Here is a 22,064-nt window from a genome sequence, read left to right as displayed (position 1 = left end):
CTCCTTATCAAGTGATCATCATCACTGTTCATTCACGTGGTTTTTTAAAAATAATTCATGTATATATGCCGCAAAGCATGTTTCCAATCTGCTTTTGCAGCTAAAAAAAGCCTTCCCGCCCACTGTTGACGCTGCACACCTTGCAGGCCAAAGGGGCGAAAAGGCTTTTCTTTCCGCGGTACCACCCTTGTTCGCGGCTTTCGAAAGCCGCCTTATGGATAATCGCTTATCCGGTTTAATAACGAGTGAACCTTCGTGACGTTCACCCGGCCAGCCTTACTAAACTTGGAAGTCGTTCAGGCTGACACTCAGAGGGGAGTTCACAAGCGGAGGCCGTCACCGGTTTCCAGCAATCCCGGCTCTCTGCAGGCGGCGTTTCCGCTGTTACTTATCCTCTTCAACGTTTGTCTTTATTCAACTGACACTTAAGCTTTGATCTTCGAGGCTGACTTTTATCCCTTCACGGACGACGCGCTCGCGGAACTTTTCAAGCATCCGGTTTGTGTGGACTCCCGGTTTGCCGTCCCCGATCTTGCGGCCGTCAACTTTAACGACCGCGATGACTTCTGCAGCCGTTCCGGTTAAAAACACTTCGTCGGCTGTGTATACGTCATGGCGGGTAAACGGCTCCTCCTTCACTTCATAGCCGAGCTCCTGCGCTATTTCGATAATGGCATTCCGAGTGATTCCTTCAAGCGCTCCGATATAGCCCGGAGGCGTCAAAAGCTTTCCGCTTTTATAAATAAATACGTTATCCGCAGAACCTTCGGCGACATAGCCTTGATCATTGAGCATGAGCGCTTCTGTCACGCCCGCCATGTGCGCCTCGATCCGGACAAGAATATTGTTTAAATAGTTCAGCGATTTCACTTTAGGGCTCAGCACATCAGGTCTGTTTCTTCTTGTCGGAACCGTAACGATGTCAATTCCCGTTTCATATAAGTGTTTCGGGAATATTGCCAATGGTTCGACAATTATAATGACACTCGGGTGTGAACAATTGTTTGGATCGAGTCCGAGGTCACCTGCTCCTCTTGAAACGACCAAGCGGATGTAAGCGTCTTTAAGCCCGTTTTTTTCGACTGTTTTGAGAACGTGCTGTGTCAGTTCTTCCTGCTGATATGGAATCTCCAGCATGATCGATCTCGCAGAATCGTAGAGGCGGTCCATGTGCTCTTTCATTCTGAAGATGTTGCCGTCGTATACCCTGATCCCTTCAAACACGCCGTCCCCGTATAAAAATCCGTGATCATAGACTGATATTTTAGCGTCTTCTTTTTTAACGAGTTTGTCGTTTAGGAAGATCCACTGGTCTTTCTGGTCCCCCATCCCTCTAGCACACCTTTCTGTTGTAAATGAACGCTTTAAACGGTTAAAAATCGATAATGCGGGAACCCGTTTTCCCGCTGTCATTCCCGGGAAAGATGAAAAGTTTTCAAGTGATTTGTTCTTTTGTTTGAACTCATATTACGCCCCTTTACATGCAGTGTCAACCGTATTTTTTAAAATTATTAGACAATTTCGATTAATCAATCTACTTGTATACGCTTACATAATTGATATAAAAGGAAATGCAAAATTGAAAAACAATTTGAAATTTTTTATGCAATCTATAAAGATTACATAAAAAAACTGGTGTTTTATACAGTTTTGTTAGATTTTATGACTGACAACTTTTTGAAATTTCATCCCGGAAGGTTAGATTTTTTACCACATTTGTGTACAGACTCCATTTTACGATTTTTTACATAAACTGCTGTTAATCCAAAAAGAAACGGGTGAATATGATGTACCGCACCTTTCCTCCATACTCTGATCCCCGCGTGCGCCAATACCCGGGATACTTCGGTTATCCGACTACTTATGTCTATAATCCTTCAGCACACGGGCCCTATACCTATTATCCGTACGGCGGAGTGTTCACCACTCCGACTCTCGGATTCAGCATCAGCTATCCGGGAATTTCCGTTCCCGCTGTGCACGGCTTTACCGGTGGATTCAGAGAAGATTAACAAAGCACAAAAAAGAGAGAGCATTTTGCTCTCTCTTTTTACGGTTAAACGACTCCCTGAGCGATCATCGCATCCGCCACTTTAATAAATCCGGCTATATTGCAGCCGTCAAGCAGATTGCCGGGACGTCCGTATTCTGAAGCCGCTTCAACGCTTCTCTTGTAAATATCGGTCATGATCATTCTGAGCTTCTCATCCGTTTCTTCCGCCGTCCAGTGGAGCCGTGCGCTGTTCTGCGCCATTTCGAGCGCTGAAACGGCCACACCGCCGGCATTTGCAGCCTTAGCCGGCCCGAAAAGAACCCCCGCATCCAAAAAGCGTTTGACGGCGCCCTCTTCAGACGGCATATTCGCCCCTTCTCCGACGGCTTTGACCCCATTTGAAATGAGCACTCCGGCCGCCTCTTCGTCAATTTCGTTCTGGGTCGCGCACGGAAGCGCGATATCGCACGGAATAGACCAAATGCCGGAGCATCCTTCGAAATAGTGTGCTTCCGGATGCTCGCTGACATACTCGCGAATCCTTCCGTTCCCGCTTTCTTTAAGCCGCTTCACCGTCTCAAGGCTGATGCCTTTTTCGTCATAGACATAGCCGTCAGAATCACTGCAGGCCACTACTTTTGCGCCGAATTGAGCGGCTTTTTCCATCGCATACAGCGCGACATTGCCTGAACCGGAGACGACAACGGTGCTGTTTTCAAAACGCAGCCCCTGATCCTTCAGCATTTCTTCTACGAAATAAACCAGACCGTACCCTGTCGCTTCTTTCCTCGTCAAACTGCCCCCGTATTCAAGGCCTTTGCCTGTTAACACACCTGCATCATAGCGGCCCCGAATCTTTTTATACTGTCCGAACATAAACCCGACTTCCCTAGCTCCGACACCAATATCACCGGCAGGGATATCCGTGTCCGGTCCGATATGTCTATACAGTTCATTCATGAAGCTTTGCGTAAAACTCATGATCTCCCTGTCAGACTTGCCCTTCGGATCAAAATCAGCCCCGCCTTTTCCGCCGCCGATTGGCTGGCCGGTCAAAGAATTTTTAAAAATTTGTTCGAAGCCCAAAAATTTAATAATGCTCGCATTTACAGAAGGATGAAAACGGATGCCGCCTTTATACGGACCGATTGCGCTGTTAAATTGAACCCGGTATCCCCTGTTAACCTGGATATTGCCTTCATCATCGACCCACGGCACCCTGAAGGTGATCATCCGTTCAGGCTCTGCAATCCTTTCAAGAATGCGGTGTTCGATATACTTTGGATGTCTTGCCAATACAGGGACGAGGGAATCGAAAATTTCTTTTACAGCTTGAAGAAATTCGCTTTCGTGAAGATTTCGCTGCCGCACTGTCTCGTATGCTTTTGTCACATAATCTCTCGCCATCTGAACATTTGTTTGCTCCATTTTTTCTAGCGTTTGCATCTTTCTTCAGCTCCCTTTCTAAAATAAAAGCAGAACGAACGTTGTAAGATTTTCTACATGGTAAATTTTACAACCAATGCCCCATTTACATCAATCTGAAAAACAGATTAAACCATTGCTGAATTGAGATGTATAACAAAAAGCGAGAATAGACGGGTATTAAGATAGAAGAACCGTTCTTAAATGCTGAGGAGAAAAGAACCAATAAACCATAAAATACCATAACATCCGAAAGGTTTTTTCTGGGCTTTTCGTTGCGATCGGCTCATTTGCCCGTTGTACTCTCGGCAGAAAATGAGCATCTTCTCCCGTTCTTAAAATGAATCGTACTGCACAAAACGAAAACACATAGCTCTTCTTTTTCATGGCAACAATAAAACTAAAACAGGGGTGATCTGATGGACGACAAAAAAGAACTGTCAAACGTTGAAACACAAAGAAACTTTTTAACGGCAGAAGAATTTCCTGAAGGAGCATATGGAGCTGCCCAGGGCAAAGACAAGCCTGTTGAAAACAAAAACACGCCATGGAAGGAAGGTCAGCAGTACTACAGCAATTTCACATATGAATTCCGCAACCTCCACCAAGGAATGCCGCGGCAGTACCCCGGGGCGCATCCAACCCATGACGAAAAGGATCAAAACGAGGAATGACCGATATAAAAAAGAGCCGTGCTAAACGGCTCTTTTAAGCTTTTCTATTGGAGGGGCTGCTGGAAATTTTGATTGTGCTGCTGGTTTTGTTGGTTTTGCTGACCCTGTTGACCTTGCTGTCCTTGCTGGTTAAATGACTGCTGCGCCTGCTGAAGTGCCTGGCTCATGATGTTGTTGTTTGAAGAAAAAGCCATTCAGAGAACTGAATGACCTTAAAGAATTACTTATATTTATTCACCTCAAACATCATAATATTTTTAAATACGACATAATCCTTTTTGCTTTCAAACGGTACTTTATTGTTGTCATGTTCATCAATAGCATAAAAGCCCGGTCCTTCTCCATCATCACGTTGTTTGTACCACTTGAGGAATGCATTCACTTCTTTCATGGACAGCTGGTACTCTTTTTGCAAACCATTGACCATGGTTATGACAAGGAGGGCATCCCCATCATCGGATTGGGTTTCATCATCTGGTTTCGTTCCCGTCGTTTGTGCCTTGGTCAGGATTAGTGGAAGAAGTTGATTTAATTGTGTATTTTTCTACAGATTTCATAGTATTTGATTCCGTAGGGTATGATGAAGCTCCTCCGACTGTATAAAGTTCATTATTTATTACTACCTTCCCTGCTCCAGCTCGAGCAAACTGAATACTTTCATCCATTAATTAATCGTTAATTCGTATGTGTTATTCTTATTAAAATCGTCGTCCCAGGTAATCGTTAAATAAAAAGGAATCGGCGTGTCTCTATAAGTAGTAATTCGACTTTTTCGTAGTCACAGCTATAGATTTGTTTTGGAAAAGGGGCAAACACTTCGTTAATATTTACGTTATTACTTGTGATAATTGAAATGTTCTTAGCTACCGCTTGCCCTTTGTTATGTAACGTCAACGTATAACCTGTACGATCAACTCGAATCGTCTTTTTCATTGACCTAAGGCGTTCCTTTTCTTTACGTAAATTCCTATTAATGAACCAACTACCGCCAAAGCAAATGAAATATATTGTACCCACGTTGGCATTCGATCAATCCCCTTTTAATTTATCTTTTCGTGGTTTACTTCGTATTTTACCTCGTAATCATTCGGAAACTCTAAGCCGTATTTATCCCAAAATGATTTCTCGTCCATTTCCTTATTTAATCGGTTGTATGCGTTAAACAAAGCCTCCTTAACTTCATCCGAGTTATCATCAAACGAGTATAGAAGACACTGAAAACATTCATCTAACGTTAAATAGTGAAACTCTGGTCTTGTTTTATCCCAAGCGTTTTTAAACTCTACCTTAAGCGCTGATTCGTCTAAATTCAGTGTTTCAATCAATTGCTCTATTATATGGCGTGAAGGAATATCGTACATCATGTAGTTCGGATGACTTAGGTAGTTACTGTTACCTAATCCGCTTGTATCCATTATAAAAACCCTTAAGTAATGAAATAACGCGTCTTTGTACCTTTTCTCACGGCGCAGTTGTTCCGCCATATTACGAATATCAATAGTCATTAGTCCATATTGAGATTTTACTGCGTGTTCCATGTAAGACCTTTGAAATAACGCCCACGAAATATCACCATTTCCTGGCTTATAGTTCAACTTACTAACATGCCTTATTGCATTCGCAACGTTATATACGCCATCTTTTGAGTCGTAACGATGCGCGGGCACGATATAATAATATTCCTCTAGGACTTTTTTGCCTTTATCAGTAACTCGGATCATACGATTTTCAATAAATGATTCTATTTCATCGCTCGAATAATTTTCTCCGATTCTCGAAATCAAATCAGCTTTCTTGCCGCTTACTTTTAATTCCTTAGTTTTCAAAATCCCCTTTAATTCGGGAAGTTTTAACGCGAGTAGAGACTCGATAGGTGATGCTTCTTTTATATAACCCTCGTTTTGTAGCTTCTCCAAAGATTGTTTAGCCTCAATTCCGTAAGTCGTTTCAAAATAACGAGGGTATTTCGCATTGATTGTTTTTCCTTCGATCCAATTTATTAATACTAACTCACCAGGTAACAATCCATTGGGAAACTTTTTTAATAGAATAGGGTCAATACTATACGAGTTAAATTCGTTAGGAAGTGACTTCGTATAACTAACTGTATTACGTTGAGAACCTTCCCCAACAATAGCCTTTTTAAGAAAGTTGAATATACCCATAACTTTTCCCTCCGATCCCTTAATTTGTATATAATTATATCATTTCTATCTATGTATTTGATACGAAAAAAACTGAGCGAAGGCATCCCGTTCATTGTATTTACTGAATTCTTTTGTGACCTGCGGCCAAGTTTTAGAAATGTCCTGTCCACTCTCCGCTAATTTCTCAAGTTTGCCGCGGGTCTCACCCGAGATCGCCCCCATTTCTTGCAGGGCAGCCGTCACATCTCCGATCGGACGGCCAGACTTGATCCCGTCATAGAGACGTCCCATCCATAGAGCGACTTCCGAGAATGGCCGATGCACACCTGCAGCCACGTCCCCGACAAGTTTCATACCTTCAGCAGTAGAAAGGGCGTTTCCTGTAAAGACTTGCAGCACCCGGCTTGATTCAAAGATTTCATCCCGGGTAAATGGAGTTTGACCAGCGAATGTTGTTAATTCGTCCAGTCTTTGATTGGCCGCCGTCCGGCTTCCGAGTAGGGTTTCAAATGCAGTCGTCATATTTTGACGGTCGGCGACCATCTTTAACGGTACGACAATTCCTCCGGTCGCCCCGGCTCCTACACCTAGAATTCCAAGTGTTGAAGTTGCCGCGGAAGCGATCGCCTTCAAAGGCTTAGTCGCAAGGTCTAACACTTTGACAGTGGCGGTCCATGTCCGGTTCAAGTGTTGGTTCGCAAAAGACGTAACCCGACGGGCAGGCGCTGTAAACCGATCAATCGCTTGAATACTTGATTTGTAGTATTCCGGAATTTCACGCCTGGCACTTGAGACGATACGATTCACGGTTTTCGTCACCATGTCTACTGCCCGAACTGTAACATTGTAGCCTCTTCCCAGCTGATCTTTGGCATACCTGGGAATACGGCGAATGACGGCCGTCGCCCGATCCTTTGCCTCAATAAGGATTCTGGCGAGGACCAGATAAGTGACGATCCAAATAACGCCTCAGGCGCTGAATCTGTGGTGATGCCCGGTCTACCACTTTCATCATGATTTCATGGGCACGCGGCATCTGACTCACCTCCTTTCGTAAAATAAAAAACTGTCTACTTTAAGACAGTTTTTCAGATGATGCATAGTATTCTCCTTGAATGCTCTGAAATTTTTTAATTAAATCAGAGGTTATATTGTAATATCTCTTAGCATCTGTATAAGTAATTGATTTAGCTTCATCATAATCTCTGGCTACAGCAGTTCTTAATTGCCATAAAGAGAGAATAATCCCCCTCGTCTTTTTAGAAATATAGCCTTCATTAACAAGGTTATCTACAATTGGGGGAATGTCTAACATTGTACTTTTTCCGATTCTAACCAACATATACCTTAATTCTTTCTCAAGTTCTAACCATGCTGAATATACAGCTTCCTGGGGAGAACGCCAAGCCATGCTGTCAAATACCTCATTATCCACCTTGTCTCTCGAAAAATCATATTCTTCATGGTCCTCCTTAATAGCAGTATTATTGGCATCATTTATTGTATGCACTACTTTTTGTTCCTCAACAGGACCATTTGTTTCGCCTTTCATATTTTTTTCCTTCTCATTCTCAATCTTATCCAAGACTTTCGAAAAATTAATTTCAAAAACATCTTTATATTTCAAGTTTAGCAATCCCCCAGCCCGATTAAGAATTAAGGCTAAAGGCTTTTTTAAGATTAAGACTACTAGGACAATTGCTAAAGGCCCCGAATTAAGTACTGATGAAAAAAACTCTAACCAATTCATATCTTTCCCTCATTCCCAAAAGTTAAGAGGATATGATACTATCCCCCCGTATTTACTAAGGCTTCTCTTCGAATTTCTTTTTTAATTCTTGCAGCTTTCGTTTGCCCCTTTCAATTCAGATTTTTATATTTATCCTCAAATTCTTTCTTAGCCGCGTTCTCATTCTCTACTCTAGCATCTGAAATTTTTTTAAAAAGAGGGATCCACTTGGCCACTCTTTCCCTTATTGTTTTGTTTCTTGAGCTATATTTCCCTTGTGAAACATGGATAGAATAATTAATGAGTAAAACCAATACAAAACAAACTAATATTACAATTGTAAATAACATAAAGTATGGTCGAAGAGGTATTAACAATTGCTCTTCAGTCATGAACCTATCTACTATAAATAGGTAGATCAAAAATATTTCTACATATAAAAGAAAAGTTACAGTTTGACTGAATCCTCTATAGAAGTTAATCGCTGATCTAATCCAATAATTCTCCTGGCTTGCGGCTAACTGAAACCATTTATAACCGTTGTTAACAACTCTATGGTCAAGATTAAATTCATTTTCAACCTCTATTTTTAACAATAAAAGTTTTTCCATAAGCTGTTGATATGTTTCATTATCTTTATGAGAAAGATATAAATGATAATATTCCGCCACCTTATTAAAACTGTCTATAATATTTCTTTCTTTTAATTTAATCAGGGATGATGGATTATCGAAATATTTTTCAATAAATTTCTCTAACTCAAATTCAATTTCTGCTTTGTTTGTTTTGTTAAGAATTTTGTTTAATGCGAAATATAAAGGACCACAAGCTTCATTTAAACTCTCCTTTGCTTGCTCTTCATACTTATCTGATCTACTTTTTCTCTTTAAAAATAGATAGGTTAAATATGATGACAGTACAGGTGCAAGGTATACTGCAAAGTCTTTTAAAAACCCTAACATAGCATTACTCCTTTCATATAATCATAATACGAAAGCTTGCCATCTAGGTTTCAAAACCCCTCAGAATTCAAAATTTCTTGATGGATTTTTTCTTTTCTTCTACAGATAAACTAAGTATCCTCTGATCAATCACAGGGCCAATTACACAATGACATCTAACCCGCTCTTTGGCTGACAGCTTTGAATCCCTCGGATGCATGCATGTTTCACCGCTGCCTGGAATCGTGAATTCTTCGTCTACTCCCAACAACAGTTCCATCGAGAGCCATATGATTTTCACGAAGATTGTATTTCTTTCCTCCGCTGTGCCTCCACTTTTTCGCGATGACAGCCGGAGATTGGGAATAAGCCTCCTGCTGCGCGGCGGAGGAAGCGGCAAGCACTTCAGTTATGGCTGTTGTCCGTGCCCGGCCTCTATCAAACTGCGGCAAGTCCCGGAGAGTCAATTCAATGTCCTGAATGGAAGAACCGTTCTCAATGGCTTCTGTCAGTACGTTTTCTACCGCTTCATGGGTATTTAATTTCATGATCTCGGCCAGCTCTTCAGACCAGCCTTTGATCCAATTAGTCGAACGACTCGAAAGAACTTTAAACGGGACATCCGGATCCAATGCATCCATGATGACAGATGTCAGCTCCTCAATGGTCTGCTTTAGGAAACCTTCTGTCAGTTCCTGAAATCGTTCCTCGAAATCATCACCTGCAAATAGATTCTGCGTAAAATACACCAGAATGGCTTCTAACGTCTCTTTTGAGTCTTTGCTTACAAAATTCATTCAGTCCACTTAAAAACTTCTTACGCTGGCGTCTGAGCAATCTGGCAACCTTTTTCTCATATTCCTCGACATAACCGGGTACTTAGAAAGGCCGGGGAAATCAGGTATAACCTCCACGAGTGATTTTCCATCATCTTCCTCGACTTTTCGAATAAAAGCGTTCAGACTGTTTAAAAGCTGACTTATTCATTTTGCTTCAGCTCCTCGAGGACATCCCTCATATCCTTTAGCAACATGATCAACTCCCCAGACCGATTGTCTTTTGATTTTTGAAAAAGAGCCTGCATCGGATCAGAAAAATTGTTTTGAGCTTTACCAAGCGGCCGGCTGAATTCATCCTCCGGCCATTCTTCAAGTGTTTTCCGACACCGCCCCTATTTCCTTTCGCATTTTTGTTTCCAGGTGGTGCCTTTCCACCATTGTTTCCTTTGGCGTTTTTATTGCCTATTGGAGCGCCGGAACGTAAAGGAGCGCTCCCATTCGATTTAGGGGCGCTCCTTTTGAATTTTTCTTCCCATTTATCTGTTGCTTTCCACTTTCGGACGGTGCTGCTTGAAACGCCCAATTCATCCGCGATGTCTTTTAATTTCTTGGTTCCGCTGCTCTCTTTCCATAAACGGAACGCTTCGTCACGTCTTGGATCACGCGGTCTCGCCATTACATTTCACCCACCTCCGCAACCTGAATTGAGTTTGAGTTTGTTTTTAAATTTCTTCATCTTTCTGCAGCTGTATATCGAGCTCGATGAGCTTTTTAAATCTTCAACAGTGTTCACCTTAATATAGTTGCTTTGAAAATCTTATATCCACCTTTATCGAAATATTCGTTTTGAGTAGCGAAACGTGCTATGACGGTTTTCCAATTTTCACCGAACACATATCACTGCAAACATAAAAAAGCACCCCGAAGGATGCTTTTTTCCGTACTATTGGATACTTTTTATTTTTTCGTCTAAAAGTTTTATTACTTCTTCTTTACTCAAACCCAAAGGTATTGTAAAACTATGATCTCTTCTATTCTTTTGATATGTTTTATTAGGATTTAAAGGGGTTATTTTTACATGTAACGCCTTTTCTTCAGATATAAGTGGGGTTGCTCCTTCAAACCAACTTAATTCACAACCTTTAGAAAAAGCATATTCTTCGGCGAACTTCCCTAGACACTCACTACTCTCCAAATCAAATATCTCTTTATCCATTCTCTAGCCTCCTAATCTCTATTATCAAGTTACTTAAAATAATTGTTCAACATGAAATTACAATATCCTTTAAAAATAGCAGCATTTTTTGAAAATTGTCGTGCGTTAGATACGTAGAAGTCGTAAGGTAAAAAAGCACCCCGAAGGATGCTTTTAATTAATTGCCCTTGACTTCGTCAGGGACATAATCGAGTAATATCTGCATGATCCAAATGAAGTGCCAAGGAGCAAGGTTTTGTCCTAGATTCTCTTTCAGTTCATTCAAAAGCTTCTCGATAGACTCACCCAACACAATATTATTATTATCCTTTGCTTTTTGTAACGCATGTTCTAAAGTGTTGAGTATTTTAAAATACTCATTATTTCTATCTGAAATATAATATCCACTTTGTTCAGCCAATGTTCTCACCTCCCACCTTAATATCGGTTAAGGAGCATGACAATAGAATCTTATACGAAATTTATCGAAGAAAAAGTACCATCAATCTGAAAAAGCAAGGGTTATTTCCAAAATTTATTTTCTCCGAATTCGGCCACTGACACGCATATAAGTATCACGTTTGGTTCCCATAATCTCTTCCCAATCCTTTCTGGAAAGCTGTCCATTTTTAGCTGCAGAAGCATTAAGTCTCTTTTGATTCTCAACGGACAAAAGATCTCTTAATTTCATACTCATTTCTCCTTATCGAATAAACACCACCTTGCGCTATTCGCTTTTTTGAATTAAAAATGGCTCCTGCTAATCTCCAGGAGGACGCAAAGATTATAGGGAGCCATGTAAAAATGACTTCCTTGGCAAACGGGATCTCACCGCTTGCATTCCCCGTGACTATCGCGCGCAACACTGCATAGACTCCAGCCGCTCCTCCTGTGAAGCTGACGACCTTCATCATCATTCGATACATCCGGGTACACCCTTGATAAGGGAAAGGTGCGTCTCCCATTCTGGCCAATAAAAAAGCGGCCACCAATCAGCTGCACAATATCCGTGTGCAAAAGATCAGTGTCCGCAGGCTCTCCTTCTTGGACTCAGGTATACGTTCATTTTTCTTGTCTCTATCGTATGACAAAATGGAATAGAAAAAGTCCCCCATTTTATCCCCCTTTTTGTCGGCTTTTTCTCGGATTTGAAACAAAAAAACCTTGAAAGGCAGTTGCCAATCAAGGTTCTAAAAGCACATTTTATTCTTCATCATCTTCATAAAGGTTGTCCAAAAATTCGTTGATGTTATCAGCTAGAAAATACATATTGCTCATATCATCCGGATTCTCTGACTCTTCTTCATGATCCCAAAAGTAGATCTTTTCATAATAAGGCTCTTTAGTTCCTAAGCAAATAACATTTCCTGCGGGGTCTTCTGCAATAGGAATAAATCCTTCAGGCAAACGGTCTTCCATTATATCCAAGAAATCCTCTAAATTATCATACATATCCCCAATTCCATAAAAAACGTTTAAGACACTGGATCCTTGTTCATCTGAAATTTTAAATATATTTGGTCTTGCTTTACCGCCATTCCACTTTAATAAAAATTCTTTATAAAGCTCTGACAGCTTAACATTATTTTCTGATTCAAATTGTTCGATTTGTTCCAATGAAAGTTGATCGTGTGAATTAATGATCTGCGCCATATCATATTTCCTCCTCTTTATTTACCGTTAACAGTATTAACTCCTCCAACATGGGTAAATTCTCTATGCACTTTTTTATCAACCAACATCATCGTTTTTCCATCTTCATGATGATGCCAGGTATATCCTTCTGGTGGCTCGTTTAAAGCACCTACAGGCGGATCAGAGTCCTTGTTTAAACCAGCCTTTAAATTTGCCTGCTTGAAGTCTGCTGAACGATTGGTTGGTTTTGCAACCTCAATCTCTACAGGTTTTACAGTAGGGTGCATATATGGAGTGAAGTCTGGATAACCTCCAGTATATCTAACCGTTTGTCCTTTTTTATTTGTGTATACCCAAGTACCATCTTTATCTATTTCTACTTTGCCGCCTTTTTTCTCCCATTTTTCTGGAACAGGAGAATTTTTAGGCTTAGTTGCCAATTGTTCTTTTGTGAATTTTTTCAACGTTTCTTTTTTGCCCTTAGCAACAGCATTCACTTTTCCACTTGTTGATTTAAATAAAACACTCTTCTTCTTATCCTCAACCAGCTCACGTATCGGAGGTGTATTCTTCACGTTAATAGAATTCGGTGCATCCTGAAGAATCCCTTGCAATGCAGGAGTGTAACGATTATTAGGTGGCTTAATTGACTGTTTTATAGTCTTACCAGCTTTCTTCGCCTTGTTGACCGCGGCTTTCCCCGCTTTTGCAAGATCTTTCGAGCCTGTCGAAACAGAAGATTTTCCGCTTTTCAAGCCCCAAAGGCTGCCGATCATATAAGTAAAATAATGCGCTCTTGAATACGCATCCCCATGTACTACTTTCTCATCCCATTTTTCCGCCAACGTGTCAACCATACTCATAAAAGCGCCCTTATAATCGTATCCAAGAACCGTGTCTAAAACGACTTGTGGGTCTTTATGTAAATGGTCGATTGTCCATCCGATATTCCACCCCAGCTGAATTCCGCCATCAACAAAATCTTTCGCAAGATCATATCCAGCGACAGCGCTGCCTTTAGCTGATTTATATACAGGACCTAAATATTTCTCCCCTGCCTCATCTAATTTTTCCCCTGCGTCCACTATACCATCTATAAAGCCTTTGCCGGTCTCTTTAATATTATCAATTGTCGTTTGAAGGGGGTCATCCCAGAACTCAATAGATTTAACATGCTCCATTTGCTCTGGTGTGAGATTATCATAACCAATTTCTTTAGCAATCTTAAGATATTCCGCTGAATCGGATGTATTTTCGAGCTTTTTTCTCAGCTTATAAAGTTTAACATCATGTTCACTAACTTCGCTAACTTCTTTTTCAAGCTTCGATCTCTTATCCAGCTTATCCAACATGACGCCCATCGCTGTGTCTTGTCCACCACGCAAAGTATCCATCTCATCTGGCTTTAAAATCGAACCTTTTTGATAGCCGGTAATTTCAATTTTAGGCCCTGTGTACATTTTTTCAAGCCTGGTTATGTATCTCTGCATCGTTTCCAGGTCGTTTTCTGCGGTTTTAAGAGCGTTTGTCTGTTCGCGGTCAAACGCATGTAGCTTTTCAAGAGTCGTGCTAATTTCCTTTAAGGCTTTCTGATCCTGTTCATGAAAATCGGTGTCATTCAAATCAGGCAAATCGACAATATGACTGACCTTCGCGATCGTGGCGTTGGCTTTAGACACCAGGTGTTTTGTTGTGCGGTCCGCAGCATTCAATCCTTGTTCCAGTTCGTGCTCAAGAAAGCTTTGCGAAATAAATCCGTTGTGGTTTGGTTCCAGAGAATTCAGCGCGCTTTTCATTTTCTTTAGCGTAGAACTGTATTCCTCTATAAACGTATCATAGAACTGTAGAAAAGGAGTGTGACATTCCTCGTAAAAGGCGCGGATCGCGTCGCCGCCTTTTCCTTTTAAAGCATCATCAAGTGATGTAATGCTCTCTACGGCTTTTTTGACTTTGGCGAATTCGTCAGATTGATGTTTTAATTGTTCCAGCGTTTGATCAATGGCTTTGTGCAACGCCTGAACATCAAGAGTTTTCATAGCATTCTCCTCTAATACTAAAGTGACATATCACGAAATATTTTACCACTTTATAGAAAAGAATTGGTGAATAAATCCTGTCAATCCATGAAAATGAATCTTATTGAGTAGGTCTTATACCCTGACACGTTCGACTTGTTATTTTCAAATGCTAAAAAAGGAAAATCATTGTCAAAAAATGATCCTTTATGTAAAATGAATCATATGCAGAAAAAGGAAAAGACCAGACTTTAATTTTTTGAATATTTAAAAACAACTATATGAAAGGATGCTGGGGGCATTGGAAGCTAAAGTTGCGTTTGAGAAAGTCGGTAAAATGCTTAATGATTGGTATTGCTTTATTAGACAAAACAATATTCAAAATGCTACTAAACTGCGGGAAGAAATTAAAAACATACTGCCTAATATGAAGGAAAATCAAAATGTGCTGTTATATTTTAACCTTATAGATTCACGATTTAAACTGATGACTGAGAATTACAAAGAATCTGGAGATCTGTTAAACGATATCAAATCAAAAGCTTTAGAATCCTGTACTGATGATATGATTCAGTACTATTTCTATTTCTTTTCTGGATTGTATGAGTTTTATAAAAAAAGATTTACCAAAGCCATTAATTTTTATAGAATCGCGGAAAGTCGTCTACATAAAATCCCTGACGAAATTGAAAGGGCAGAGTTCAATTATCAAGTTGCCATTGCATACTATGAAATTCGACAAAATTATTTTTCCTTAAATCATGCTGAAAGAGCATTAGAGAGTTTTAAAGCAAATGGTATGTATTCCAATAGAGCAGCAACGTGTCAAATGGTTATTGCATGTAACAAAATGGATTTACTTCAATACAATGAAGCTGAAGACATTTTCAAAAGAGCCATTAAGGAGGCTGCTCAAGCAAATGAAAAAAGGGCTGAAGCCCTGGGATATTTCAACCTTGGCATATGCTATGAAAGACAGGAAAAGTTAGATGAGGCACGACAATCCTTTGAATCAGCATTGGATATTCCAGAGCATCAAAGATCAGTTTATTCTGTCCGAAGTATGTATATGTTAACCCGGGTGCTCTGTAAAAAGGGTCTTATTGAAGAGGCGCGAGAATGGTACAAAAAAGCAATCTATGAAGCTGCTCAAGCTGTAGAAACGACATATGAAGCCAAACTGAATATCATAAAATCTTTATATATGGATTTAAACGAGACTTTAAACGAGACATCATTAGAGAAAGGATTTAATGTTCTCAAGGAAAATAACCTCTGGAGTGATGTTTCGGAATTGTCACAAAATGCAGGTAAACATTTCAAAAAGAAGGAACACCAGGCACTTGCGGCGAAATATTTTGAGGAAGCATTAATTGCCAAAGACCAAATCCAACGATTAACGGAGGGGATTGACTGATGAAAAAATTCCTGATCACCCTGGCTACAGTATCATTAACAAGCTTTATATTATTAGGTGCTGTTCATACACCGAGTGAAAACTTAGTCAAGACTACATCTATAAAAGTAGCTGAAAATGGAGCTTTCGGATAAAAATTCGCGGACTCATAAGAGTCTGCTTTTTTTCTTCTTAACAGCCCTCAGATTATCCCGAGAGCTGTCGCAAGATTGTAAATGGCCCGCCGTTTGACCTGATAGTATTTGTCCTTTTTCAACCCCATCTCCATATAAATCTCAATGTCCTTTATTTTTTGGGGAGAGAGGTACTTAGCCTTTATAATCTTTAATTCATCATCATCAAGGCTTTGTTTAAGTGCCCTGTCCATCTGACAAACTTTCAATTCATTTAAAGAGTGCTGGTCCCTGAGCTGCGGGAAAAGGTTATTCATCCCGGCCGCTTCCCGTTCTTTCCGGTTTTCAAGCTGGACCTTCAAAGCCTTGTATCTTTTCAGCTCCCTTATCATCGTATTTCTGACTTCTTTTTCATTAATGGCCGGCAAAAAAGACAATTGTTTCGCGAACAAATTCACCCCTCCTAAAAATAAAAAAGACACCAAACAAACAGCGAAGATGCTGGTATGTTCAGTGTCCGCAGGCTCTCCTTCTTGGACCTTGGATTTTTGCTACTTTGTTATTTAGGCTTACTAAAACCTATTTTTAAAATAAGTGTTACAAAACCTATTGCAATTAATAATACCGAAATATTTTTTATTAATTGCAGGTTATCTTGAAGAATTTTACGCAATTCAGGGTGAGTCATTATAGCTAAGTAGACTGTAAGAAAACAAATAAATATTACCGAAAAAACAGCAAGATTTCTCTTTATCTTTTGCATTTCCTTAAGTTGTTTTATTCCTTTATCAAAAGTAATCGTACCAAATTCAGTTTCAATTGGTGCAAATTCATCTTTTTCTTTAAGATACACTTTTTTCAACTCTAATAAATTATTAGATATAACCATCTTCTGGTCAATTGATATAAAGTTTGTTTCGAAAATTTCTTTAATAAGATGATCTAAAATCTCACTTATACTATACATGCTATTGACCTTTATTTTAAATGATTTAGCATATGCTGAAACTAGTGAATCTATAAGATGTATAGAAGGCTTTTCACCTTCTGATATTAAATTTTTCAAAGTATGTATCATTACTTCATTTGCTTTTTTAACTCTTTTTAAATACTCTTTTCTTCCAATAAACTTACGAAGTCCATCAACAAAAACGGTGCTTACTATAGCTGATATTAAACTTACGACCCAAGTATTTGTTAACCAATCCATCCTTCACAACCAGACCTTTTTAAATTCAATATACCATAAAATACAAAAAATTTATCGTCTGGTTTATTAATTATTTTTTCATCTTACACGCTGGTGTTTAAACATTAATGCCTGTCCAATGATTTTGTTAGCTTTAAGCGACCCGTGTCGGTTTACTCATACAAACATTAACCCTCAGACTAACAATAACCGGCCAGCTCGCCCCAAGAATCTTTCCTTATTTAAATTCCTTCAGTAATCCGAAATATTTTAGAGTCAAAATTTCCGATCATCTTTTTCTTTTTAGAATCCTTATAACAGAACACCCGGACAATATAGGTTCCGCTGCCTAACTCTCTTCTTACCGACGGCACACTAAATTTTTTAATAGGGATGGAAGATTTAAAATAGCCCACCGTACTCTCCCCGCTATATAAATCGGTGTTCGTCCATTTATAAGCCAGGTCCCCTTTCATCGTCAAGGATCTCCAATTGTTTTAAAGCATTTAAAAATGTGCTCCAACGGGCTGTTGATTGGAAATTTATAAAAGAAAATCCAGCTGACGCAGTCGATCGACCTAAAGCCAAAAGTGAAAAAACTGACGTGTATTCCGAAGAAGAAATCGATTATATTTTCAATCGCTTAAATAACTATTCTTTTATCTGGCAAGTCCTGATCCCGCTTGCGTTTGTTACTGGTGCTCGAGAAGGTGAATTAGCAGCCTTAGAAGAAAAGCACATTAATTTAGAAAAGCCGTCTATTTACATTGAGCAGACTATTGTAGAAGTAAAAGGGAAAGGCGTTGTAGTTAATGACTCAACGAAAACCGATCGAACCCGGCATATTTCAATCCCGAAATTTATGGCAGTTTTGCTTAAAAAGTTGATTCACATTAGGAAACAAGAAAAGTTTCAGGCCGGCTCTCAATGGGAATGGGGAGATTATTTATTTCTTTTTGGAAATGAAGTAGGAAAACCCCTCCGACCAGATTCAATTAGCCAGTGGTGGAGACGGTTTACTGAAAAGCAAAACATTAAGCATATCCGGTTTCATTCTCTAAGACACAGCTCTGCTACTCACTTGATAAACAAAGGAGTGCACGCGAAGGTTATTCAAGAAAGACTAGGCCATACAAAAATGGATACTACAATGTCAATTTATGCTCATGTAATCGAGGAAGCTGACCAAAAATCAGCCACGCATTTTGACAGTTTTTTTGAGGACAGAACAGCGGGCGGAAATTCGAAAATTTAAATCCGCTCCCAATCCGCTCCCAAAACACATTTTCAATCCCAAAATAGAACGCATGTTCCAAGCAAAGAAAAAAACCTCAAACCCTTGTATACCAAGAAGTTTGAGGCTTTTTCCAGAGACGTCCCAGGAGAGATTCGAACTCCCGACCGACGGCTTAGAAGGCCGTTGCTCTATCCTGCTGAGCTACTGGGACATGATGTTGTTTTGTTTCGCTTTAACTATCAGCGACAAGATTTATTATATGCGGATCGGGACATAAAGTCAACAACTTTTTAGAATTTTTTTCTTCACGAGGAAGAAAAAAATTCTTCCTCATGAATGTGCTGGCAGTTGGATATGGTTCGTCAGGCTTTCGACTTCCCGGCCGTCCAAGTCGTAAAAGCGGACCGTTGCATTGTCTTTGTCAATGTTCAGTATAGCATAAGTTTTTTCTTTCCGCACCCGCGGAAGGCGGATGCTGCCGGGGTTGATCAGCAGTTTTCCGTCCATCAGTTCGCTTCCCGCGATGTGGGAATGGCCGAAACAGATGATATCGGCGCCGAGTTCTTCAGCGCGGTAGAATACATTTAAAAGCGACTGTTTAATGCCGTATAAATGCCCGTGTGTGAAAAAAAGCTTTTTTGATCCGACAGGAACGACAATTTCGTCTTTAAACTCCCCGTAAAAATCGCAGTTTCCTTTTACCGTTAAGTAAGAGGAAAGCGCGGGATGGGAAGGATCCAATTCGGAATCTCCGCAATGGATGATGAGATCTGTTTCCTTCCCGTGCCGCTCAGCGATCAATTCCAGTTCGTCTTCAAGGCCGTGGCTGTCGCTGACAATCAGAACCTTCATGATCGGCCCTCCTCCTTTTACGCTTGGTCCAATAGAGCGGACAGTTTTTTCAGTGCTTCCGCTCTGTGGCTGATTTTGTTCTTTTCGCCGCTTGAGAGCTCGGCCATAGTTTGATCTTTGTCTTTGACGAGAAAAACCGGGTCGTAGCCGAAGCCGTTTGTGCCGCGCGGTCCTTCGGTAATGTATCCTTCCACAGAACCTTCGACCGTTTTCGTTTCCTGTCCTGGAATGCATAATGCGAGCGCGCATCTGAACCTCGCGGAGCGTTCTTCTTTTTCCACCCCTTCAAGCTCTTTCAATAGCTTTTTCAGGTTGGCGAGATCGTTTTTCTCTTCTCCTGCATAGCGGGCCGAGTATACGCCGGGGCTGCCGCCAAGGTAGTCGACAGACAGGCCTGAGTCATCGGCAATTACGATTTTACCGGTTTCTTTCGAAATCGTTTCCGCTTTAATCACCGCGTTTTCTTCAAACGTCTGCCCGGTTTCTTCGATTTCGGGCGTATAGCCGATGTCCAGTAGAGATTTGACATCGTAGCCTCTCGGTTCGAGCATCGCTTTGAATTCCCTGACTTTTCCTTCGTTTTTCGTGGCAATGATGACTTCTTTCATCGTGTATCAAGCCTTTCTCATGTTATTGTTGAATGGCTGATGCAACGTCGCCGAGCACTTCTTTCTGCTTTTCGATGAGTTCGGCGATCCCTTTTTCAGCCAGTTCTAAAAGCCCGTCCAATTCACTTCTTGAGAATGTCGCTTCCTCTCCTGTTCCCTGAAGTTCGACAAAGCGGCCTTCACCTGTCATGACGACGTTCATATCCACCTCTGCCGCAGAATCTTCCTGGTAGTTCAAATCAAGGATTAATCCTTTTTCCTTATCGATTCCCACTGAAGTGGCAGCCAAAAAGTCAGTGATCGGCATCGCCTTCAGCGTGCCTTTTTCGACAAGTCTTCCGACGGCAAGCGCCATGGCCGTAAATGCTCCGGTGATCGACGCGGTTCTCGTGCCTCCGTCAGCCTGAATGACGTCGCAGTCGATCCAGATCGTCCGCTCACCGAGCTTTTCCAAATCAACGACCGCCCGCAAAGCTCGTCCGATCAGCCGTTGAATTTCCATCGTCCGCCCGGAGATTTTCCCTTTTGACGATTCCCTGATCGTCCTTTGGTTCGTGGCCCGCGGCAGCATGCTGTATTCCGCGGTGATCCAGCCCTTCCCTTCTCCTCTCAAAAAGGGCGGTACGCGGTCTTCCACAGACGCGTTGCATATCACCTTTGTCCCGCCGACTGTGATCAGGACCGATCCCTCGGGATGCGTAATGAAGTCGAGGTCCATTGTGACAGGGCGCAGTTCATTGTTTTCTCTTCCATCGTATCTCATTTTTTACCTCCGATTGTATGTACATAAACCTTTCACAATCATTCTGCTCTTCCAAAAAGCTGAATAAAGAAAGAGGCAGCTTTAATCGCTTACCTCTTTTTTTATAGTATATCAAAAATCTCTGCTTAAAAACTACCTGTGTTCACCTTGCTCGGTCTTGAAACCGGCTTGGAAAGCTTTTCTCCTTTTTCATTGACGAGCTCGGATTTTCCGTTCACAGTAACCGACACACTTTTCACATCAGGCAGTTCGGTTAATGTCAGCACAATACTATTTAACACTTCATCCGATATCACTTTCTTCTCGCCGTCGGCGCTCCCGTAGATCGCTTCGTTAAAGTCGAGAGTCACATGGCCGTCTTCAATCTTCGGCTCGTTTTCAAGCTTGACATCGCCCTGGAAATCGGAAAGCAGGCCGCTTTTATTGCCCGGTCCTTCCGTCAGCTCTTTAATCGCCGCCGTCACCTGGTCTTTTTCTTTTGCAGACGTCCGTTTCGTTACAGGAACATAGTATGTGCCTTTGTCCGATTCAGCCAAATAATAGACGGTGACCGGCTGTGTCGCCGTTATATCGGTCACACCGGCCGTATCGAGGTTGATGCCGTCCTCGCGGCTGAGTTCTTCTGAAATCGGCGTGCCGTTAACAGGCATTTCTTTCAAATCATGGCCGTTCATGCGGATCTTCACTTTATCAATCGAGTTAAACTGTGTTAACGTCCATGTAATCGCCTGTACGATTTTTTGCTCGTCTTCAGCTTTATAGTTTTTAAATTCATTTGAGAAGTCAGCGATCGCTGTTCCGTCTTCTTTAATATCAACATTGACCGCTGTATCCGCCGGCAGCACGGCTCTGAATCCGTTTGGCATGATGTTTGAAACAGGGCCGCCATCAACGAGGTATTCAAGCGCTTGTTTAGCCGTACCTTCCTGCTTTGGCAGCGGCAGCGTCTGCGCTGTCACATAGCCGTTCTTATCAATGAGATAAAGCTCTCTCATGACCGTATCGCTCGTTTGAGCCGCTTTATCGTCGCTTGTCGTTTTGCTGCCTTTGTCTTCTGTTTTATCTTTGGTTTTGTCTGTTTTGTCTTGCTCCTTCTCCTCTTTTACATATGTGATGTCCTGCGGCGGATCTATCTCCTCTGAGGCTTGATCTGACTGAAATATTCCGCACCCGGAAAGAAGCAGCGCGGAGGCCGTAACCGAAACCGCGATTCCTTTCATTCCTTTTTTCAGCATACTTTTCCCTCCTAAGGCAGTTTGTACTATTATGTATACGAGCCCGTTTTTGAATTAGACCGCTTTTTAAAAAAATCCCTCTGAATACAAAAAACCTTTTCTTTTAAAGAAAAGGCT

24 protein-coding genes, 1 tRNA gene, 3 pseudogenes and 1 other annotated feature are annotated in these 22,064 nt (G+C 41.1%); of the genes and pseudogenes, 5 read left to right on the top strand and 23 right to left on the bottom strand.

Going from position 1 to position 22,064, the window contains the following annotated elements:
* Window positions 1-148: 148 nt before the first annotated feature.
* Window positions 149-410 (bottom strand) — a binding site (T-box leader).
* A 4-nt stretch (window positions 411-414) separates the two neighbouring features.
* On the bottom strand, window positions 415-1,329 hold the full coding sequence (gene ilvE, locus M1D90_RS06720; protein ID WP_023855438.1) for a branched-chain-amino-acid transaminase: 915 nt from the start codon (window positions 1,327-1,329) through the stop codon (window positions 415-417).
* A 458-nt stretch (window positions 1,330-1,787) separates the two neighbouring features.
* On the opposite strand from ilvE, the gene M1D90_RS06715 reads away from it, so the two are divergent.
* The gene (locus M1D90_RS06715; RefSeq protein ID WP_081691800.1) at window positions 1,788-2,012 is read left to right on the top strand and encodes a hypothetical protein; all 225 of its coding nucleotides are present in this window, start codon (window positions 1,788-1,790) and stop codon (window positions 2,010-2,012) included.
* A 44-nt stretch (window positions 2,013-2,056) separates the two neighbouring features.
* On the opposite strand, the gene gdhA is transcribed toward M1D90_RS06715, so the two are convergent.
* Window positions 2,057-3,439 carry an NADP-specific glutamate dehydrogenase gene (gdhA, locus tag M1D90_RS06710; RefSeq protein WP_026579124.1) on the bottom strand — a complete coding sequence of 461 codons (1,383 nt, stop codon included), beginning with the start codon at window positions 3,437-3,439 and terminating at the stop codon, window positions 2,057-2,059.
* Window positions 3,440-3,837: 398 nt separating this feature from the next.
* Here gdhA and M1D90_RS06705 point away from each other — a divergent pair, with 398 nt between their 5' ends.
* Window positions 3,838-4,092 carry a hypothetical protein gene (locus tag M1D90_RS06705; RefSeq protein ID WP_020452482.1) on the top strand — a complete coding sequence of 85 codons (255 nt, stop codon included), beginning with the start codon at window positions 3,838-3,840 and terminating at the stop codon, window positions 4,090-4,092.
* A 220-nt stretch (window positions 4,093-4,312) separates the two neighbouring features.
* On the opposite strand, the gene M1D90_RS06700 is transcribed toward M1D90_RS06705, so the two are convergent.
* From M1D90_RS06700 to M1D90_RS06635, 14 genes and pseudogenes are all read right to left on the bottom strand, one after another.
* On the bottom strand, window positions 4,313-4,483 hold the full coding sequence (locus M1D90_RS06700; RefSeq protein ID WP_456283243.1) for a galactose oxidase: 171 nt from the start codon (window positions 4,481-4,483) through the stop codon (window positions 4,313-4,315).
* A 79-nt stretch (window positions 4,484-4,562) separates the two neighbouring features.
* Window positions 4,563-4,757, bottom strand: a complete 195-nt coding sequence (locus tag M1D90_RS06695) for a hypothetical protein (RefSeq protein WP_456283241.1) — start codon at window positions 4,755-4,757, stop codon at window positions 4,563-4,565.
* Window positions 4,758-5,132: 375 nt separating this feature from the next.
* Window positions 5,133-6,257 carry an SAP domain-containing protein gene (locus M1D90_RS06690; protein WP_456283239.1) on the bottom strand — a complete coding sequence of 375 codons (1,125 nt, stop codon included), beginning with the start codon at window positions 6,255-6,257 and terminating at the stop codon, window positions 5,133-5,135.
* 45 nt (window positions 6,258-6,302) lie between these two features.
* Window positions 6,303-7,046, bottom strand: a complete 744-nt coding sequence (locus M1D90_RS06685; protein ID WP_456283237.1) for a hypothetical protein — start codon at window positions 7,044-7,046, stop codon at window positions 6,303-6,305.
* A gap of 268 nt (window positions 7,047-7,314) precedes the next feature.
* Window positions 7,315-7,989: a hypothetical protein gene (locus tag M1D90_RS06680; RefSeq protein WP_456283235.1), complete on the bottom strand. Its 675-nt coding sequence runs from the start codon at window positions 7,987-7,989 to the stop codon at window positions 7,315-7,317.
* Window positions 7,990-8,099: 110 nt separating this feature from the next.
* Entirely contained in the window at window positions 8,100-8,930 is an 831-nt protein-coding gene (locus M1D90_RS06675; RefSeq protein ID WP_456283233.1) for a hypothetical protein, read from the bottom strand.
* Between the two features lie 67 nt (window positions 8,931-8,997).
* Window positions 8,998-9,892 (bottom strand): annotated as a pseudogene (locus tag M1D90_RS06670) (phage minor head protein).
* A pseudogene (locus M1D90_RS06665) lies at window positions 9,889-10,068 on the bottom strand (phage portal protein); the annotation flags it as partial. The pseudogenes M1D90_RS06670 and M1D90_RS06665, both read right to left, overlap by 4 nt.
* Window positions 10,044-10,364 (bottom strand): annotated as a pseudogene (gene terS, locus M1D90_RS06660) (phage terminase small subunit); the annotation flags it as partial. The pseudogenes terS and M1D90_RS06665, both read right to left, overlap by 25 nt.
* 267 nt (window positions 10,365-10,631) lie before the next feature.
* Window positions 10,632-10,904 carry a hypothetical protein gene (locus M1D90_RS06655; RefSeq protein WP_456283231.1) on the bottom strand — a complete coding sequence of 91 codons (273 nt, stop codon included), beginning with the start codon at window positions 10,902-10,904 and terminating at the stop codon, window positions 10,632-10,634.
* A 157-nt stretch (window positions 10,905-11,061) separates the two neighbouring features.
* Window positions 11,062-11,304: a hypothetical protein gene (locus M1D90_RS06650; protein WP_456283229.1), complete on the bottom strand. Its 243-nt coding sequence runs from the start codon at window positions 11,302-11,304 to the stop codon at window positions 11,062-11,064.
* A gap of 114 nt (window positions 11,305-11,418) precedes the next feature.
* On the bottom strand, window positions 11,419-11,574 hold the full coding sequence (locus M1D90_RS06645) for a hypothetical protein (RefSeq protein WP_456283227.1): 156 nt from the start codon (window positions 11,572-11,574) through the stop codon (window positions 11,419-11,421).
* A gap of 512 nt (window positions 11,575-12,086) precedes the next feature.
* The gene (locus M1D90_RS06640; protein WP_456283225.1) at window positions 12,087-12,536 is read right to left on the bottom strand and encodes an SMI1/KNR4 family protein; all 450 of its coding nucleotides are present in this window, start codon (window positions 12,534-12,536) and stop codon (window positions 12,087-12,089) included.
* A gap of 17 nt (window positions 12,537-12,553) precedes the next feature.
* Window positions 12,554-14,554 (bottom strand): T7SS effector LXG polymorphic toxin, encoded by a 2,001-nt coding sequence (locus M1D90_RS06635; protein WP_456283223.1) that lies wholly within the window; start codon window positions 14,552-14,554, stop codon window positions 12,554-12,556.
* A 280-nt stretch (window positions 14,555-14,834) separates the two neighbouring features.
* Here M1D90_RS06635 and M1D90_RS06630 point away from each other — a divergent pair, with 280 nt between their 5' ends.
* Together M1D90_RS06630 and M1D90_RS06625 are read left to right on the top strand one after the other, a co-directional pair.
* Complete coding sequence (locus M1D90_RS06630; RefSeq protein WP_456283221.1) at window positions 14,835-15,950, top strand: response regulator aspartate phosphatase; 1,116 nt, start codon at window positions 14,835-14,837, stop codon at window positions 15,948-15,950.
* Window positions 15,950-16,084, top strand: coding sequence for a hypothetical protein (locus M1D90_RS06625; RefSeq protein WP_456283219.1), 135 nt, complete (start codon window positions 15,950-15,952; stop codon window positions 16,082-16,084). Before M1D90_RS06630 ends, M1D90_RS06625 begins: the two co-directional genes overlap by 1 nt.
* A 47-nt stretch (window positions 16,085-16,131) precedes the next feature.
* On the opposite strand, the gene M1D90_RS06620 is transcribed toward M1D90_RS06625, so the two are convergent.
* Both M1D90_RS06620 and M1D90_RS06615 read right to left on the bottom strand, forming a co-directional pair.
* Entirely contained in the window at window positions 16,132-16,515 is a 384-nt protein-coding gene (locus M1D90_RS06620) for an ArpU family phage packaging/lysis transcriptional regulator (RefSeq protein ID WP_456283217.1), read from the bottom strand.
* Window positions 16,516-16,622: 107 nt separating this feature from the next.
* Window positions 16,623-17,273 carry a hypothetical protein gene (locus M1D90_RS06615; RefSeq protein WP_456283215.1) on the bottom strand — a complete coding sequence of 217 codons (651 nt, stop codon included), beginning with the start codon at window positions 17,271-17,273 and terminating at the stop codon, window positions 16,623-16,625.
* Window positions 17,274-17,766: 493 nt separating this feature from the next.
* Here M1D90_RS06615 and M1D90_RS06610 point away from each other — a divergent pair, with 493 nt between their 5' ends.
* Window positions 17,767-18,507, top strand: coding sequence for a tyrosine-type recombinase/integrase (locus tag M1D90_RS06610; RefSeq protein WP_456283213.1), 741 nt, complete (start codon window positions 17,767-17,769; stop codon window positions 18,505-18,507).
* 119 nt (window positions 18,508-18,626) lie between these two features.
* On the opposite strand, the gene M1D90_RS06605 is transcribed toward M1D90_RS06610, so the two are convergent.
* From M1D90_RS06605 to M1D90_RS06585, 5 genes are all read right to left on the bottom strand, one after another.
* Window positions 18,627-18,700, bottom strand: a tRNA-Arg gene (locus M1D90_RS06605).
* A gap of 119 nt (window positions 18,701-18,819) precedes the next feature.
* Complete coding sequence (locus M1D90_RS06600; RefSeq protein WP_026579121.1) at window positions 18,820-19,341, bottom strand: metallophosphoesterase; 522 nt, start codon at window positions 19,339-19,341, stop codon at window positions 18,820-18,822.
* A gap of 17 nt (window positions 19,342-19,358) precedes the next feature.
* Window positions 19,359-19,949: an XTP/dITP diphosphatase gene (locus M1D90_RS06595; protein WP_456283211.1), complete on the bottom strand. Its 591-nt coding sequence runs from the start codon at window positions 19,947-19,949 to the stop codon at window positions 19,359-19,361.
* Between the two features lie 22 nt (window positions 19,950-19,971).
* Window positions 19,972-20,712, bottom strand: coding sequence for a ribonuclease PH (rph, locus tag M1D90_RS06590; protein WP_020452486.1), 741 nt, complete (start codon window positions 20,710-20,712; stop codon window positions 19,972-19,974).
* A gap of 125 nt (window positions 20,713-20,837) precedes the next feature.
* The gene (locus M1D90_RS06585) at window positions 20,838-21,947 is read right to left on the bottom strand and encodes a GerMN domain-containing protein (RefSeq protein WP_123032344.1); all 1,110 of its coding nucleotides are present in this window, start codon (window positions 21,945-21,947) and stop codon (window positions 20,838-20,840) included.
* Between the last annotated feature and the right edge of the window lie 117 nt (window positions 21,948-22,064).

The sequence above is a fragment of the Bacillus sp. JZ34 genome, assembly GCF_053903205.1.
The sequence above is the reverse complement of the archived record's forward strand: the minus strand, read 5'-3'. Positions and strand labels throughout refer to the sequence as shown.

Excerpts from the sequence above, each read along its gene's own strand:
- ilvE (WP_023855438.1), bottom strand. The coding sequence starts at position 1,329 with ATGGGGGACCAGAAAGACCAGTGGATCTTCCTAAACGACAAACTCGTT.
- M1D90_RS06715 (WP_081691800.1), top strand. The coding sequence starts at position 1,788 with ATGTACCGCACCTTTCCTCCATACTCTGATCCCCGCGTGCGCCAATAC.
- gdhA (WP_026579124.1), bottom strand. The coding sequence starts at position 3,439 with ATGCAAACGCTAGAAAAAATGGAGCAAACAAATGTTCAGATGGCGAGA.
- M1D90_RS06705 (WP_020452482.1), top strand. The coding sequence starts at position 3,838 with ATGGACGACAAAAAAGAACTGTCAAACGTTGAAACACAAAGAAACTTT.
- M1D90_RS06700 (WP_456283243.1), bottom strand. The coding sequence starts at position 4,483 with ATGAAAGAAGTGAATGCATTCCTCAAGTGGTACAAACAACGTGATGAT.
- M1D90_RS06695 (WP_456283241.1), bottom strand. The coding sequence starts at position 4,757 with ATGGATGAAAGTATTCAGTTTGCTCGAGCTGGAGCAGGGAAGGTAGTA.
- M1D90_RS06690 (WP_456283239.1), bottom strand. The coding sequence starts at position 6,257 with ATGGGTATATTCAACTTTCTTAAAAAGGCTATTGTTGGGGAAGGTTCT.
- M1D90_RS06680 (WP_456283235.1), bottom strand. The coding sequence starts at position 7,989 with ATGAATTGGTTAGAGTTTTTTTCATCAGTACTTAATTCGGGGCCTTTA.
- M1D90_RS06675 (WP_456283233.1), bottom strand. The coding sequence starts at position 8,930 with ATGTTAGGGTTTTTAAAAGACTTTGCAGTATACCTTGCACCTGTACTG.
- M1D90_RS06655 (WP_456283231.1), bottom strand. The coding sequence starts at position 10,904 with ATGGATAAAGAGATATTTGATTTGGAGAGTAGTGAGTGTCTAGGGAAG.
- M1D90_RS06645 (WP_456283227.1), bottom strand. The coding sequence starts at position 11,574 with ATGAAATTAAGAGATCTTTTGTCCGTTGAGAATCAAAAGAGACTTAAT.
- M1D90_RS06640 (WP_456283225.1), bottom strand. The coding sequence starts at position 12,536 with ATGGCGCAGATCATTAATTCACACGATCAACTTTCATTGGAACAAATC.
- M1D90_RS06635 (WP_456283223.1), bottom strand. The coding sequence starts at position 14,554 with ATGAAAACTCTTGATGTTCAGGCGTTGCACAAAGCCATTGATCAAACG.
- M1D90_RS06625 (WP_456283219.1), top strand. The coding sequence starts at position 15,950 with ATGAAAAAATTCCTGATCACCCTGGCTACAGTATCATTAACAAGCTTT.
- M1D90_RS06615 (WP_456283215.1), bottom strand. The coding sequence starts at position 17,273 with ATGGATTGGTTAACAAATACTTGGGTCGTAAGTTTAATATCAGCTATA.
- M1D90_RS06600 (WP_026579121.1), bottom strand. The coding sequence starts at position 19,341 with ATGAAGGTTCTGATTGTCAGCGACAGCCACGGCCTTGAAGACGAACTG.
- M1D90_RS06595 (WP_456283211.1), bottom strand. The coding sequence starts at position 19,949 with ATGAAAGAAGTCATCATTGCCACGAAAAACGAAGGAAAAGTCAGGGAA.
- rph (WP_020452486.1), bottom strand. The coding sequence starts at position 20,712 with ATGAGATACGATGGAAGAGAAAACAATGAACTGCGCCCTGTCACAATG.
- M1D90_RS06585 (WP_123032344.1), bottom strand. The coding sequence starts at position 21,947 with ATGCTGAAAAAAGGAATGAAAGGAATCGCGGTTTCGGTTACGGCCTCC.